This window comes from Arthrobacter sp. BF1 (assembly GCF_056680215.1).
In genome coordinates, this window is record NZ_CM155271.1 from 2484314 (window position 1) to 2498748 (window position 14435).

General features: G+C 64.7%; 15 protein-coding genes and 1 tRNA gene. 4 read left to right on the top strand and 12 right to left on the bottom strand.

Annotation, left to right across the window (positions count from 1 at the left end):
* Nucleotides 1-6: 6 nt before the first annotated feature.
* Together cysK and epsC are read left to right on the top strand one after the other, a co-directional pair.
* Nucleotides 7-942: a cysteine synthase A gene (cysK, locus tag AC1MCD_RS11675; protein ID WP_190988122.1), complete on the top strand. Its 936-nt coding sequence runs from the start codon at nucleotides 7-9 to the stop codon at nucleotides 940-942.
* Between the two features lie 39 nt (nucleotides 943-981).
* Nucleotides 982-1566 carry a serine O-acetyltransferase EpsC gene (epsC, locus tag AC1MCD_RS11680; RefSeq protein WP_498672105.1) on the top strand — a complete coding sequence of 195 codons (585 nt, stop codon included), beginning with the start codon at nucleotides 982-984 and terminating at the stop codon, nucleotides 1564-1566.
* Between the two features lie 3 nt (nucleotides 1567-1569).
* Here the strand turns inward: epsC and AC1MCD_RS11685 are convergent, their stop codons facing one another.
* The gene (locus tag AC1MCD_RS11685) at nucleotides 1570-2412 is read right to left on the bottom strand and encodes an oxidoreductase (RefSeq protein ID WP_498672107.1); all 843 of its coding nucleotides are present in this window, start codon (nucleotides 2410-2412) and stop codon (nucleotides 1570-1572) included.
* A gap of 111 nt (nucleotides 2413-2523) precedes the next feature.
* Complete coding sequence (gnd, locus tag AC1MCD_RS11690; protein WP_498672109.1) at nucleotides 2524-3960, bottom strand: NADP-dependent phosphogluconate dehydrogenase; 1437 nt, start codon at nucleotides 3958-3960, stop codon at nucleotides 2524-2526.
* A 174-nt stretch (nucleotides 3961-4134) separates the two neighbouring features.
* On the opposite strand from gnd, the gene AC1MCD_RS11695 reads away from it, so the two are divergent.
* Nucleotides 4135-4863, top strand: coding sequence for a FadR/GntR family transcriptional regulator (locus AC1MCD_RS11695; protein ID WP_498672111.1), 729 nt, complete (start codon nucleotides 4135-4137; stop codon nucleotides 4861-4863).
* Between the two features lie 74 nt (nucleotides 4864-4937).
* Here the strand turns inward: AC1MCD_RS11695 and AC1MCD_RS11700 are convergent, their stop codons facing one another.
* From AC1MCD_RS11700 to AC1MCD_RS11710, 3 genes are read right to left on the bottom strand one after another with little or no spacing between them, the layout of a single operon-like run.
* Nucleotides 4938-6011 carry an L-idonate 5-dehydrogenase gene (locus tag AC1MCD_RS11700; protein ID WP_498672113.1) on the bottom strand — a complete coding sequence of 358 codons (1074 nt, stop codon included), beginning with the start codon at nucleotides 6009-6011 and terminating at the stop codon, nucleotides 4938-4940.
* Between the two features lie 59 nt (nucleotides 6012-6070).
* Nucleotides 6071-6841 (bottom strand): SDR family oxidoreductase, encoded by a 771-nt coding sequence (locus AC1MCD_RS11705; RefSeq protein ID WP_498672114.1) that lies wholly within the window; start codon nucleotides 6839-6841, stop codon nucleotides 6071-6073.
* Complete coding sequence (locus tag AC1MCD_RS11710; protein ID WP_498672116.1) at nucleotides 6838-7782, bottom strand: NAD(P)-dependent oxidoreductase; 945 nt, start codon at nucleotides 7780-7782, stop codon at nucleotides 6838-6840. Before AC1MCD_RS11710 ends, AC1MCD_RS11705 begins: the two co-directional genes overlap by 4 nt.
* Before the next feature lie 82 nt (nucleotides 7783-7864).
* Here AC1MCD_RS11710 and AC1MCD_RS11715 point away from each other — a divergent pair, with 82 nt between their 5' ends.
* Complete coding sequence (locus tag AC1MCD_RS11715; RefSeq protein ID WP_498672118.1) at nucleotides 7865-8917, top strand: D-2-hydroxyacid dehydrogenase; 1053 nt, start codon at nucleotides 7865-7867, stop codon at nucleotides 8915-8917.
* A gap of 226 nt (nucleotides 8918-9143) precedes the next feature.
* Here the strand turns inward: AC1MCD_RS11715 and AC1MCD_RS11720 are convergent, their stop codons facing one another.
* The 7 genes from AC1MCD_RS11720 to AC1MCD_RS11750 form a co-directional block, all read right to left on the bottom strand.
* Complete coding sequence (locus AC1MCD_RS11720; RefSeq protein ID WP_498672120.1) at nucleotides 9144-10493, bottom strand: MFS transporter; 1350 nt, start codon at nucleotides 10491-10493, stop codon at nucleotides 9144-9146.
* Between the two features lie 159 nt (nucleotides 10494-10652).
* A complete protein-coding gene (locus AC1MCD_RS11725; protein ID WP_498672121.1) occupies nucleotides 10653-11450 on the bottom strand; it encodes an IclR family transcriptional regulator in 798 nt (265 codons plus the stop codon).
* Nucleotides 11451-11706: 256 nt separating this feature from the next.
* Nucleotides 11707-11997, bottom strand: a complete 291-nt coding sequence (locus AC1MCD_RS11730) for a hypothetical protein (RefSeq protein WP_498672124.1) — start codon at nucleotides 11995-11997, stop codon at nucleotides 11707-11709.
* A gap of 128 nt (nucleotides 11998-12125) precedes the next feature.
* A tRNA-Val gene (locus tag AC1MCD_RS11735) sits at nucleotides 12126-12198 on the bottom strand.
* A gap of 153 nt (nucleotides 12199-12351) precedes the next feature.
* Nucleotides 12352-13278 carry an NAD-dependent protein deacetylase gene (locus tag AC1MCD_RS11740; protein WP_498672126.1) on the bottom strand — a complete coding sequence of 309 codons (927 nt, stop codon included), beginning with the start codon at nucleotides 13276-13278 and terminating at the stop codon, nucleotides 12352-12354.
* Between the two features lie 6 nt (nucleotides 13279-13284).
* Nucleotides 13285-13779 (bottom strand): peroxiredoxin, encoded by a 495-nt coding sequence (locus AC1MCD_RS11745; RefSeq protein WP_498672128.1) that lies wholly within the window; start codon nucleotides 13777-13779, stop codon nucleotides 13285-13287.
* Nucleotides 13776-14195 carry a DUF3052 domain-containing protein gene (locus AC1MCD_RS11750; protein ID WP_190988108.1) on the bottom strand — a complete coding sequence of 140 codons (420 nt, stop codon included), beginning with the start codon at nucleotides 14193-14195 and terminating at the stop codon, nucleotides 13776-13778. Before AC1MCD_RS11750 ends, AC1MCD_RS11745 begins: the two co-directional genes overlap by 4 nt.
* Nucleotides 14196-14435: the final 240 nt, after the last annotated feature.

Sequence of the window (14435 nt, forward strand, 5' to 3'; positions counted from 1 at the left end):
ATGTACATGGCACGGATCTATGACGATGTAACGCAGCTGGTCGGCGGCACCCCGCTGGTCCGACTGAACCGGCTGAGCGAAGGACTGGACGCCACCGTGGCGGTCAAGCTCGAGTTCTACAACCCGGCCAACAGCGTCAAGGACCGCATCGGTGTGGCAATCGTGGACGCCGCTGAGAAGTCAGGCGCCCTCAAGCCCGGCGGCACCATCGTTGAAGGCACGTCAGGCAACACGGGCATCGCCCTCGCCATGGTGGGCGCAGCCCGCGGCTACAAGGTCATCCTGACCATGCCCGAAACCATGTCCACCGAGCGTCGCGTGATGCTCCGTGCGTTCGGTGCCGAGATTGTGCTGACCCCCGGTTCCGAGGGCATGCGCGGCGCCGTGGAGAAGGCCCAGGAAATCGTGGCCAACACCGAGAACGCCATCTGGGCCCAGCAGTTCGCCAACGAGGCAAACCCCCAGATCCACCGCGAAACCACGGCTGAGGAAATCTGGTCAGACACCGACGGCAAGGTAGACATCTTTGTCTCCGGCATTGGCACCGGCGGCACCATCACCGGCGTCGGGCAGGTCCTGAAGGAGCGCAAGCCCGGGGTCCAGATCGTGGCCGTGGAACCGAAGGATTCCGCCATCCTCAACGGCGGCGCCCCGGGCCCGCACAAGATCCAGGGCCTGGGCGCCAACTTCATCCCGGAACTGCTGGACACCAACGTCTACGATGAGGTCCTGGACGCCACCCTCGAAGACTCCGTGCGGGTGGCACGTGACCTCGGCATCAAGGAAGGCATCCTCGGCGGCATCTCCTCAGGCGCCATCGTCTGGGGCGCACTGGAACTTGCAAAGCGCCCGGAGAACGCCGGCAAGCTGATCGTCGCAGTTGTGTGCGACTTCGGCGAGCGTTACATCTCCACCGTGCTCTATGACGACATCCGCGGCTGATCCAGCCGTTGTCGCCCCGTTTCCTGTAGAAAGAACTTTGTGGGCTTTTTCGCAAGACTGAAGGAAGACCTCGACGCCGCCCGGTCCCACGACCCGGCGGCTCGAGGTTCTTTTGAGAACTTTTTCGCCTATTCAGGGCTCCATGCCATCTGGATCCACCGGCTGACGCACCGTCTGTGGCAGATCCCGGGACTGCGCTTCCCGGCGCGGCTCGTGTCCCAGCTTGGCCGTTTCCTCACGGGCATCGAGATCCACCCGGGCGCCACCATCGGCCGCCGCTTCTTCATCGACCATGGCATGGGCGTGGTCATCGGGGAGACTGCCGAGATCGGCGAGGACGTCATGATCTACCACGGTGTGACACTCGGTGGACGGTCACTGGCCAAGGTCAAGCGCCACCCCACTATTGAAGACCGGGTGACCATTGGCGCCGGCGCCAAAATCCTGGGTCCCATCACCATCGGCCGGGACAGCGCCGTGGGCGCCAACGCCGTGGTGGTCAAGGACGCGCCGCCTGAATCGATCGTCACCGGTGTCCCCGCCAAGTGGCGTCACCGGGACGCGCAGCGCGAAACCAAACCCGCTGTGGACCCCGCTGAATACGACATCGAATACCGGATCTGACGCCTACATCTTTCCGCTGGCCACCCGCTTCAGCACCAGCATGACCACAGGATCGAACAGCCGGTCGGGCAGTATCCGCCTCAGCGTCAGGATAGCCCTGGCCCCGTTGCCAACCGGGTAACGGGTCCGGGGCCTGGCTGAAGAGGCCCCGTGCAGCACCGCCGCGGCGATAACCGCGGGCTGGGTGGAGGTTTCGGCCCGGTCCGTGGACCCCAGGGCACCCGCCATGAGCTCCGCCTGGGACCCGTACGGCCCCGTGCCGCTGGTCTCACGCAGCCCCTGAGCGGCGACACGTCCCCATTCGGAGATGGTGCTGGCAGGCTCGATGATCGACACACTGATCCCGTGCGGCTTAAGCTCCAGCCGCAGCGAGTCGCTGAGGCCCTCCACGGCGAACTTCGAGGCGTGGTACCAGGCCCCAAGCGGCTCATAGAATTTTCCGCCGATCGACGAAATGTTGATGATCCTCCCCCGGCCCGCCTGCCGCATGGCGGGTAAAACCAGCTGCGTCATCCTCGCCAGGCCGAAGACATTCACATCAAACTGGCGCCGGGCCTCGGCCAGGTCCACTTCTTCCAGCGCCCCGAACGACCCGTAGCCGGCGTTGTTGACCAGGACATCTATCCGTCCGCGCTCCTCCAGGACGCGTCCGACGGCGGCACGCATCGAGTCCTCGTCCGTCACGTCGAGTGCCAGGACCTGGATGCCGAGCGCCGCCAGCGGCTCCATCCTCTCAACCCGGCGGGCTCCGGCGTACACGAGGAAGCCGTGGCTGCTGAGTAGCCTGGCCGCCTCAAAACCGATTCCTGTTGACGCTCCTGTGACGAAAGCAACTGGCTTGGGCACCTGGACTCCTTGGCTGGACGGACACCGCGGTTGCCGGGAAACACCAACGGCCGGCAGCTCCCAGAATATCCTCGGAAGTGCCGGCCGCAGGGTGATGCAGTAAGTGGCGTGTTAGTGCGTGTCCACTGCTTCGATTTCAGACTTGTCCTCGCCCCAGAGGGTGTGGAACGTTCCGTCGGAGTCGACGCGGCCGTAGGTGTGGGCCCCGAAGAGGTCGCGCTGGCCCTGGATCAGGGCCGCCGCCACACGTTTGCGGCGCAGGCCATCGTAGTACGCGAGGGAGGAGGAGAACACCGGCACCGGGATGCCCAGCTGGACAGCCGTGGCCACCACACGGCGCCAGGCCGGCAGAGCGTCCGCAATGGCCTGGGTGAAGGCCGGAGCGAAGAGCAGGTTTGCGGGCTTCTCTTCCGCGGCATAGGCCTTGGTGATGTCCTTGAGCAGCTCGGCACGGATGATGCAGCCGGCCCGCCACAGTGAGGCGATCTCGTCCAGCTTGAGGTCCCAGCCGTATTCCTTGGCGGAGGAGGTCAGCATGTCCAGGCCCTGAGCGTAGGAAACAAGCTTGGAGGCATACAGCGCCTGGCGGACGTCCTCAACAAAGGTTTCCGGGACTTCGACGGCGGCTTCCCCGCCCGCCAGCAGTTCCTGGCCCAGCTTCCGCTGCTCTGCCTGGGAAGAAAGCGCACGGGCGAAGACGGACTCGGCGATGCCGGAAACCGGGGATCCGAGTTCGAGGGCGGAGATGACCGTCCAGCGGCCCGTGCCCTTCTGGCCGGCGGCGTCGACCACGACGTCAACGAAGGGCTTGCCGGTTTTGGCGTCGACGTGGCCGAGGACCTCGGCGGAAATTTCGATCAGGAAGGAGGACAAGTCGCCCTTGTTCCATTCGGTGAAGATCTTGGCCTGGTCGGCGGGCTCAATACCGGCACCGGACCGGAGGAGGTCGAAGGCTTCGCCAATGACCTGCATGTCGGCGTATTCGATGCCGTTGTGGACCATCTTGACGAAGTGGCCGGCGCCGTCGGTACCGATCCAGGCGCAGCAGGGCTCGCCGTCCACCTTGGCGGAGATCTTTTCGAGCAGCGGGCCGAGGGCCTGATAGGACTCCTTGGAGCCGCCGGGCATGATGGAGGGGCCGTTCAGGGCACCTTCTTCGCCGCCGGAGACGCCGACGCCCACGAAGTGGAGGTCCTTTTTGGCCAGCGCCGCTTCGCGGCGGCGGGTGTCCTCGTAGTGCGAGTTGCCGGCGTCAATGATGATATCGCCGGCTTCCAGCAGCGGTTCAAGCTGCTCGATGACGGAGTCCACTGGTTTGCCGGCCTTGACCATGATCAGGACGCGGCGGGGCTTCTCCAGGGAGTCGACCAGCTCCTGCAGCGTTTCGGTGCGGATGAAGTCGCCGTCCGTGCCGTGCTTTTCGAGCAGTGCGTCGGTCTTTTCCACGGACCTGTTGTGCAGGGCAACCGTAAAACCGTTGCGGGCCAGGTTGCGGGCCAGGTTGGCTCCCATCACGGCAAGGCCGGTGACACCGATGTGTGCAGACATCAAAAACTCCAATTCATTGTGTGCAATGGACGTGCTGGGGGCTCCGCGTTAGTTGCGAAGCACACGCTCACGAACCGATCGATCCGATTAAAGCATATATATTCAATGCGCCGAGGGGAAGCGGCGCCCACTTTGTGGAACCCGGCCGGTCAATCCGCGTCTAGGCTTGACACCATGTCGACCAGCCTGCACCACCGTGCCATCGAGAATGTTGGCACCCGCATCATCACGGGAGACCTCCCCACTGGCCACGTTATGCTGGCCGAGCAGTTGGAGGAAGAGCTGAAGGTTTCCCGTTCCGTGGTCCGTGAAGCTGTGCGTGTCCTTCAGTCGCTGGGCCTCGTGGAGACCATCAAGCGCGTGGGTATCCGAGTCCTGCCGCCCAGCCGCTGGAACCCCTTTGATCCGCTGGTGATCCGCTGGCGGCTCTCCAGCGATGGCCGCGGCGCTCAGTTAAGGTCGCTGATCGAGCTGCGGTCCGCCGTCGAACCTGCAGCCGCAGAGCTCGCCGCGAAGAACGCTCCGGCGCAGCTGCGTACGGAACTTGTGGACATCGCCCACGCAATGCGCGACGCCGGCCACAACGGGGAGGCGCAGAAGTTCCTGGAGCTGGACATCGCCTTTCACTCGGTCCTGCTTTCCGGCTCGGGCAACGAAATGTTTGCGAACCTGATGGGCCAGGTGGCCGAGACCCTCACCGGCCGCACGGTGCATGGCCTGATGCCGGAGCACCCCCATGAGGGCGCGCTGCAGTGGCATGTTGACCTGGCCAAGGCCGTGGCCGCGGGTGATGCCGCCGCAGCCCGCACCGCCTCCGAACAGATCATGCGCCGCACCACGTCCAGGCTTTCGGGAACCTGGACTGACCAGCCCCGCGTGTTTATTCCGGTCCGCCGGAGCTGACTTCATTCGCCGGCCGGCGGACCTGACTTCATCCCGGTCCGGCGGACCCGCCGGGACGCGAGGCGAACCCCCGCTTATTCCGGTTGGAAGTTGAGCAGGACTTTGCCTGATTCGGCGGAGTTTTTGGCGGTGGCGAAAGCTTCGAGGCCTTGTCTGAGTGGGTAGTCGTGGGTGATGACGGGGCCGATCTGCAGGGTGCCGTCGGCGAGGGCGGTGATGACGTCGTCGATTTCGTTGTTGAAGCGGAAGGAGCCTTTCAGGTCCAGTTCCCGGGTGATGGCCAGCGAGATGAGGACTGGCTGGGGTCCGGTGGGCAGCAGCCCGACCATGACCACGGTCCCGCCGCGGGCCGCGCCGTGGATGGCCGAGGCCAGGCCGTGGTGGCTGCCCGAGGATTCGATCACGACGTCGGCCTGCACGGCCGCGATGGCGTCCGCGTCCGTTGCCTGCAGGACCTGGTCCGCGCCGACCGCCGCGGCGATCTCCAACGGTTTGGCGTGCATGTCCACGGCCGTGATCCGGGATGCCCCGGCACGTTTGAGGACCGCGATGGCCAGGGCCCCGATCGGGCCGGACCCGATCACCAGGGCGGACTTGCCGGCCACGTCCCCGGCCCGGGCCACGGCGTGCCAGGCCACCGAGGCCGGTTCGATCAGCGCCGCGGTGCGCAGGTCAAGGTCCGCCGGCAGGGCCCGCAGCATCCGGGAGGGCAGGTTCACGTACCGGGCGAACGCCCCGTCCGTATGCGGAAACCTCGCAGCACTGCCCAGGTACGTGCAGCCCGGAGACAGGTTGGGCCGGTCCGCCGGGTACCGGATGTCCCCCGAGCCCGGGCCGGGGGTCGCGGGATGGACAGCCACCGGTGTGCCCGCTACCGGGCCGGTCCCGTCGGCCGCGGCCACCACCACGGTCCCGGAAATCTCATGCCCCAGCACCATCGGCGCCTTCAGGATCGACTCCCCCGCCGCGCCGTGCAGCCAGTAATGCAGGTCCGACCCGCAAATCCCGCCGTAAGCGACCTCGACGACGGCCTCATCCGGTCCCGGCACGGCCAGCGGCGCGTCCTCGATCCGCAAATCCCCCGCCGCGTACGCCACCACCGCCGGACCCGAGACCGGCAACACCGTCCCGCCGGAAGCAGCCTCCACACTCACTCCTGTCCCCTGAGTTGTCACTGCCGTCCCCTGGGTTGTCGCTGCGCTGCCCATCAGACCACCACCGTCATTCCGCCGTCAATAAAGATTGTCTGCCCGTTCACGAAGTCCGACCCGTCCGAGGCCAGCCACACCGCAGGTCCCGCCAGGTCCTGCACGGTCCCCCACCGGGCCGCCGGGGTCCGGCCCAGGATCCAGGAGTTGAACTGCTCATCATCCACCAAATTCTGCGTCATCTCCGTATGGATGTAGCCCGGGGCGATCCCGTTGATCTGCAACCCGGAGGCCGCCCACTCGGCCGTCATGGCCCGGGTCAGGTTCCGCAGCCCGCCCTTCGCCGCCACATACGGGGCGATCGTGGGCCGGGCCAGGTCCGTCTGCACCGAGCAGATGTTAATGATCTTGCCCCTGCCCCTCGGGATCATGTGCCGGGCCGCTTCCCGGCCCACCAGGAACGCACTGGTCAGGTCCGTTTTGATGACCCGCTCCCAGTCCGCGACGTCCAACTCGAGCATCGGCACCCGGTGCTGTATCCCGGCGTTATTGACCAGGATCTGCAAAGGCCCCACATGCTCCTCCACCCACCCAATACCGCGGGCAGCCTCGGCATCACTCGTGACATCAAACGCGACACTGTGGACCCGGCCCGGACCGAAATCCGCAGCCAACGCCACCTCGGCCGCCTTCAAACGCTCCGCATTCACCCCGTTCAACACCACCGTCGCACCCGCCTCAGCCAACGCCCGCGCCAAAGCATTCCCAATCCCCCGGCTCGACCCCGTCACCAGCGCAATCCGCCCCGTCAAATCAAAAAGCCCACTCATGAAGCAGCCGTTCCTTTCGTCGCCGAATCGGCAGTTTCCGCGCCATCGGGGTTGTCGCTCAGATGTGAAATAGCCTGCCGTACCACGGCCAGGTCCTGGTCGCCCAGGCCCTGGCGCTTAAGTTCGGCGTAAAGTTCGACGCCGGCACTCGCCATCGGCACCGCAGAGCCGGCAGCCTGCGCTGACTCAAGCACAAAGGAAAGGTCCTTGTGCATAAATTTGGCCGGCCCGGTGGGTGCGTAATCCTTCCGGACCAGGCGTGGTCCCACGTTTTCCAGCACTCGGCTGCCGGCCAGACCGCCAGCCAGGACGTCAAAGAGTGCCGCCGGATCCATACCGGAACGCTCGGCGAGCTCGGCCGCCTCGGCGAGGGCCGCCGTCGTGGTTCCCACGATAAGTTGATTGCAGGCCTTGGCCAGCGACCCTGAGCCCAACGGACCCATGTGCCGGACTGTGGTTCCCATCGCCGCAAAGAAGGGCTGAAGCCGCCGGAATTCTTCGGGCGACCCGCCAGCCATGATGGCCAGGGTGCCGTCGGTTGCCCCCTGGGTTCCGCCGCTGACCGGGGCGTCCACCACCACGGCGCGGCCGCCACTCTCGTCCTGCACCCGACGCCCGAAGTCCTGGACCTTGGCGGGTGAAACCGAGCTCATCACCACTACCGCCGTACCGGCCGCCGGCGGCGTTTCAGCCCAGCTCGCCAGCAGCCCTGCCGCCGCGTCCTCGATGAAGGAAAGGTCCGGCAGCATAAAGGCGATGACCGGGAGGTCCCGCAGCGCCGCAACGTCCGGCGCCGCGGCTGCGCCCATCACCACCAGATCGCGCAGCGGTCCGGCGGAACGGTTCCAGGCGGTGATGTTCCATCCGGCGCGGACCAGATTCCGGGCCATGGGCAGCCCCATCAGCCCAAGGCCAACAAAGCCTGCTCTTTTGTCTTCCATCAAAGCCTCCGCTCACATCGTTGTGTGGTTAATGTAGGGAAATCTGTCCAATATCCTAGCCTCTATTCAGTATGATGAACACATGACGACTCAAACCACCGTCGCGATCGCCGTCCCGCTCGAAGCAGAGCTCGTGGACCGCATCCGCGTCGTAGACCCCTCTGTCACCGTCCTCTACGAGCCTGACCTCCTTCCCCCGGAGCGTTTTCCTGCAGACCACTCCGGAGATCCGGATTTCAAGCGGACGCCCGCACAGGAAGAGCAGTACTGGGAGATGCTCAACAAGGCGCAGGTCCTGTACGGCCTGCCCAACGAGAGTCCGGCCGGCCTGGCGCGCATCGCCCGCGAGAACCCGCGGCTGCAATGGGTACACGCCATGGCCGCCGGCGCCGGGGGCGCAGTCAAGGCCTCGGGACTGGACCAGGAAACGCTCGGCAAGTTCAGTGTCACCACCTCGGCCGGTGTCCATGCCCTGCCGCTCGCAGAATTCGCCGCACTGGGCATCCTCAACGGTTTCAAGCGCAGCGCCGAACTGGTCCAGGACCAGGCCGCCAAGGTGTGGCCCGAGCTCCGGACCCCCACCCGGCTAGTCAGCGGATCCACGCTGGTTGTCACGGGACTTGGTGAGATCGGCCTGGAGACGGCCCGGATTGCACGGGCCCTCGGCATGAAGGTCAGCGGAACCAAGCGCACGGTGGAACCCATCGAGGGTATCGAACAGGTTGCTGACAACGACGGACTGGCCGGGCTCCTTGCCACTGCCGACGCCGTGGTGAACACCCTGCCGGGCACGCCGTTCACCGAGAAACTGTTCAACCGCGACGTCTTTGCTGCGATGAAGCCCGGAACGGTGTTTGTCAATGTGGGCCGCGGCACCGTGGTGGACGAGGACGCACTTCTGGAGGCCCTCAACAACGGCCAGGTGTCCTACGCCTGCCTCGACGTCTTCGCTGTGGAGCCGCTCCCGCAGGACAGCCCGCTGTGGGATCACCCGAAGGTCCTGGTGTCACCGCACACCTCAGCGCTCAGCGCGGCAGAGAACCGCCTCATCGCCGAGCGTTTCGCGAGCAACCTCCGCACATTCCTCGACGGCGGCGACCTCCCGCACCTGGTGGACCCGGTCCACTTCTACTGAGGCTCCCCGCCGGTTCGCACCAGCAGGGTTTTCGCACAGAGCCCCTGCCGGACTCCTGAAAAGGAATCCGGCAGGGGCTCTTCGCGTATCTGCACCTTCCCGCCAGAGGCGCGGGCCTTTCGATGGTAGTGGCTGGGCATCGATGTCCAGCGACCCCGCGAAGCAAATAGGGCGGCCTTCCCGCTTACCGGGAAGGCCGCCTTTATTTTGCGCAGGTGGGCTGTGCCTAGCTGGCATCCTCCACGAGGACCAGGTCGCGGCCATTGGTCTCGGGGGTGAAGAACGTTGTTCCAAAGGAGATCAGCGCCAGCACCAGCGAGTAGATCGCGGGGACAAGCCAGGAGTGGCCGGTGGCGGCGAGGAGCGCAACGCCGATCATGGGAGCGAAGCCGCCGGCGAGGACGGCGGAGAGCTCACGGCTCAGCGCCACGCCCGTGAAGCGGTGCTGCGAGCCGAAGAGTTCCGGCAGCAGGGCGCACTGGGGGCCGAGCATGGACTGGACGCCCAAGGCGATACCCACCACCATGACCACCCAGACAAGGGTGACGTTGCCCAGGGTGACCAGGTAGAACGCGGGCAGGGCAATGATGGCCTGGAACAGCGCACCGTAGCGGTAGACCGGAACCCGGCCGAAACGGTCAGACAGGGCACCGAAGGTGACCACCATAACCGCTGCGAACGCGGCGGCAATAAGGAGGCCGGTGGGGCCGATGAACTTATCGCCGGCAAAGACACCGGCGGGAAGGCTGATGAAGGAAACCAGGAGCGCTGAGTAGATGGAGGAGTTTCCGTTCTCGCCCATGCGAAGGCCGATGCCGATGAGCACGTTCTTCTTCGAGTGCTTCCAGATCTGGCCCACAGGGTTCTTGACTACAGCCTTGTGCTTTTCAAGTTCCTGGAAGACCGGCGTTTCCTTGAGCTTGAGCCGGATGAAGACGGCAATCACAATCAGGATGATGCTCGCCAGGAAGGGCACGCGCCACAGCCAGCCCTGCAGTACTTCCTTGTCGGCCAGCGCCATCAAGGCGAAGGTTCCGGCACCCAGAAGCGTGCCGAGCTGGATGCCGACGAACGGCAGGGCCGCGAAGAAACCACGACGGCGGCGCGGGGCCACTTCCGAGATCAGGGTGGTGGCACCTGCCTGCTCGGCTCCGGCGCCAAGCCCCTGGAGGATGCGCAGGGCCACCAGGAGGACGGCTCCCAGCATGCCAGCCTGCTCGAAGGTCGGCAGGAGGCCGATGGCGAAGCTTGCCATGCCCATTAGGCTAATGGTCAGGATCAGGACCATCTTCCGGCCAAAACGGTCACCGATGTAACCGAACACGATGCCGCCGAACGGCCGGGCGGCAAAGCCCACGCCGTAGGTGGCGAAGGAAGCAATGACTGCTCCGCTTTCGCCCAACGGTGAGAAGAAAAGCGGGCCGAAGATGAGCGCGGACGCCAGGCCATAGATGTAGAAGTCGTAGTACTCCAGGGCGGAGCCCACTGAGCTGGCAAGAGTTGCCCGTCGCAGCTGCTCCGGATCGACGGCGGCGCCGTCCACGTCAGCCTGCGGTGAATTAGTACGAGTTGTCACAAGAACTCCCTCAAGAACACTCCAGACCCCCGTTGGCCTGTGGTGGGATAGCGAAATCGCCTGTTGTGCAGATCACTATACTGAACAGAGTACAGTAAGTTGAACAACTCGCAAGGTCCGCGACATTTTTTGTTACTGGAACAGCGTCAAACGGCACCTTTAGCCCATGGGGTTGCCCAAAGACCGGGCCAGCTCTTTCAGCTCCTTGACCATCTGGGAGCCCTGCTCAGGCGAGTAGGTTGCCTTCAAAGCCGTGACGGAGAGCCCCAGGCTGGGACCGTGCGCCCCGCGGGTGGGAACCGAGACGGCCAGGCACACGACGCCCGTGGTGGATTCCTCGTCTTCGAAGGCGTATCCCTGCTCCCGGATCTCGCGCAGCTGCGCCTTCAACTCCGCGCCGGTACGCAACGACTTGGGAGTGAGCACGGGAAGCTCCGCCTGGTCGGAAAACATTGAGTCGATGTCGTGGTCGTGGAGGCGCGCAATCAAAGCTTTGCCCACGGCGCACAGCGAAACAGGCATCTTGTCGCCGATGTTGGAGGTCAGCCGGACGGCGGGATGCCCCTCGTAGCGTGCCAGGTAGATCACGTTGGTCCCGTCGAGCATGGCAATCCGCACCGTCTCACCGGAGAGGGTAGGCGCCTGTTCGCAGAACCGGTAGAACTCCTGCACCTCGTCAAGCCGGCTCAAGTAGGCGGCGCCAAGTTCCACCAATTTGCGGCCAAGGGTGAACTCGGCGCCCTGACGGCTAATGAGCCGGGCCTCTTCGAGGGCCAGCAACAGGTTGGACGTGGATGATTTCGGGATCCCCAGCTCGCGGGCGAGGTCGCTCAGTGTCAGCCGGCCGGTAGCGGAGGCCGCGAGGGCATCCATGACGGCGGCGGCGCGGGTGACTGCCGGCGCCGGCGATGTGCTCCCCAGACCATCGGAGGAACGGGGGGTGCGGGAATCGACCATGATTCTCCTTCAATCGGCACGCCGGGAGCGTTTAAGGTATAGGTTGTTCATTCCACTGAACAGTAACCATCATAATGGCTACAGGGCGGTCCGGCGGAGAAAAATGGTGCCCGGCCGCTGCGCCCGACACGTGACGTGAGGCATTTGTTTGTTTCCGGCGGTTCACTGTATATTCATGTCAGACCCTCCACCGCGGCATCCCCCAATAGTCGCGGTGGAGGGTTTTCCAATGCCCCGGAACGTCAGGGACCGCTAGTCAGGCAACATCGGCGGCCGACTCTCGCAGCCGCCACCCGCCCCCGAGGCCATCGCGTTCCAGGACCATGGTGGTCAGCGCGGACTGCGGGTTGCGTCCCAGCCTCACCTGGACCTGGAGAACCTCAACGTCCACACGGCCCAGGCCCTTGGGCATTCGCCGCTGCTCCTCCCACCAACTCACCCGCTCAAACCACCTCACGGCTTCGGCACCTACGGCCCATTCCCTGCCCCCGCTGACCACCGCCGTCGGGATGCCGTCCCGTGACGTCTTAACCACCACATAATCCATAGCGGGAACTCTAGGCAGGGGCACCGACAATAAGCGGCGGGACGCCGGACCCTCCCGGGTACAGCCGGGGAAACAAAAAACCCCGCTGTTCCCGACCGTGAGGTCTTGGAACAAACGGGGTTTTGCGGTGGGTCCTACCGGGATCGAACCGATGACATCCACGGTGTAAACGTGGCGCTCTACCAGCTGAGCTAAAGACCCAAATCGTCAGTTTCCGCACTTCAGCGCGTCGACCAACGAACATAAACTCTACCTGATGTGCAGGAGCAAAAGCCAATCCACGCGCGGTGGCCGTGGCTCACGCCTTTGGGGCTGGGGATTTGCCGGGCCGCGGTTTTGCGACGCAGGTTCGGTTTAGAGGTCAGGAAGTTCGGCGGCAAGCCACGTCAGTGACTCACTGACACCGGTGTGGAGTTTGATGGTGGCATGGGGGTCACCCCGGGTCTCCCCGCGGTTGATGATCACCACCGGCTTGCTACCCTTGGCCGCGTGACGGACGAACCGCAACCCGCTCATGACCGTCAGTGATGAACCGGCAACAAGGAGGGCGCCGGCGTGGTCCACCATGGCGTAGGCCGCCTCAACCCGCTCCTTGGGTACGTTCTCGCCGAAATACACAAAATCAGGCTTGAGCGTTCCTCCACAGGCCGGGCAGGCCGCGACAACAAAGCTGCTGATCAGAGCGGCGTCGTCAACAGTTGCGTCGGCGTCGGGGGCCATTTCCACAAGGCCCGATGTGGTGGCACGCTCCAGGAATTCCGGGTTCAGTTCCGCCAGGACCCCTGCCAGCAGGCGCCTGGTGTAGGTGCGTCTGCACTCCAGGCAGACCACTTGGTCGTAGCGGCCGTGCAGGTCAATGACGTTGGTGCTGCCGGCCTCTTCGTGGAGCCGGTCCACATTCTGCGTGATGAGCCCGCTCAGCAGCCCCCGCCGTTCGAGTTCCGCCACAGCACGGTGCCCCTGGTTGGGATCCGCGTGACGCAGATGCGACCACCCGATGTGGTTCCGCGCCCAGTACCGCTGGCGGTTAGCGGGATCGCGCACAAACTCCTGGTAAGTCATTGGAGAGCGCGGCACGGCGTCCGGGCCACGGTAGTCCGGGATGCCCGAATCCGTGCTCAGCCCGGCGCCGGTCAGCAATGCCAGGCGCTTGCCGGACAGCAGCGCCCGGACGCTTTCCATCTCCCGCACATGTTCATCCGCCAGCGCGGCGGGACCAGCAGCAGGAAGGCTGGCAAAGCCCGTCAGGCCTACGCCAACACTCCGCTGCTGCTGGTCCATTCGGCGTCAGGCCCGGTCCAGACCTGCCAGGACATCGCGGTATTCGGAGAGCTCACGGGCCTGCCCGCGCGGATTCACCACGACGTAGCGGATTGTTCCGGCAGCATCGATGATGAACGTGCCGCGCTTGGCCATCCCGCTCTCAGGATCGAAGACACCGTACGTGCTTGCCACTGCCCCGTGCGGCCAGAAGTCGGCCAGCAGATCGAAGCCGTAGGCTTCCTTTTCGGCGTACGCCCGCAGGCTGAACTTGCTGTCCACGGACACTGCCAGGACGGTGGCCCGGGCATCTTCGAAGACGGACAGGTTGTCCCGGATTTCGCAGAGTTCTCCGGTGCAGATCCCGGAAAACGCGAAGGGATAGAACACCAAGACAACATTCTGTCCGCGGAGGCTGGACAGCCGCACGGGCTCCCCGAACTGGTTTACCAGCTCAAAATCCGGGGCGGGCTCCCCCACCGCCGGGACCGGCGGTGCGGCGACGGAAAGTGCCGGCGTCACTTGTTCTTCTTGCTGACCAGCCGGGTTGCGCTCCAGTCCTTGGAGACACCGGCGGACGTTGTGAGGTGCAGGCCCGCAGTGGGAGCCGCTTCCTGGATTTCCGCCGGGGACACGTAGCCCTGCCGGCCGGACTTCGGCGTCAGCACCCAGACGACGCCGCCCTCACTCAGGGTGGTCAGGGAATCCATGAGGGTATCCACCAGATCCCCGTCGCCGTCCCGCCACCAAAAAATAACGGCGTCTACAACGTCATGGTCGTCTTCATCCAGGAGCTCGGACCCCGTGAGGTCCTCAATATCATCACGCAAGTCGAAATCGACATCATCGTCGTAACCGAACTCCTGAATCAGATCCCCGCTTTTGAAACCCAATTTTTCCGCCACATTTACCGAAGTGGCGGCGTCGGCCTCGCTCACGTGTTCCTCCAATGCCTAATACATGCAATTCGCATAGTGATTTCCATTACTCCCAAGCCAACACCCTTTGTGCCTGCGCTTCAAGCTGCCAACCCCGCGATCCGCCATATTCTGCGTCACATCCAGGGCCTCCAGCCTGCGTTGCAGCGGCTTTCGTCACACAACCAGTATGACGGCGAAATACAACCGCAGTGCCATGGGGGCGGCTACGCATCGCCCTGAAGTCAGAGCTAGAGTGGC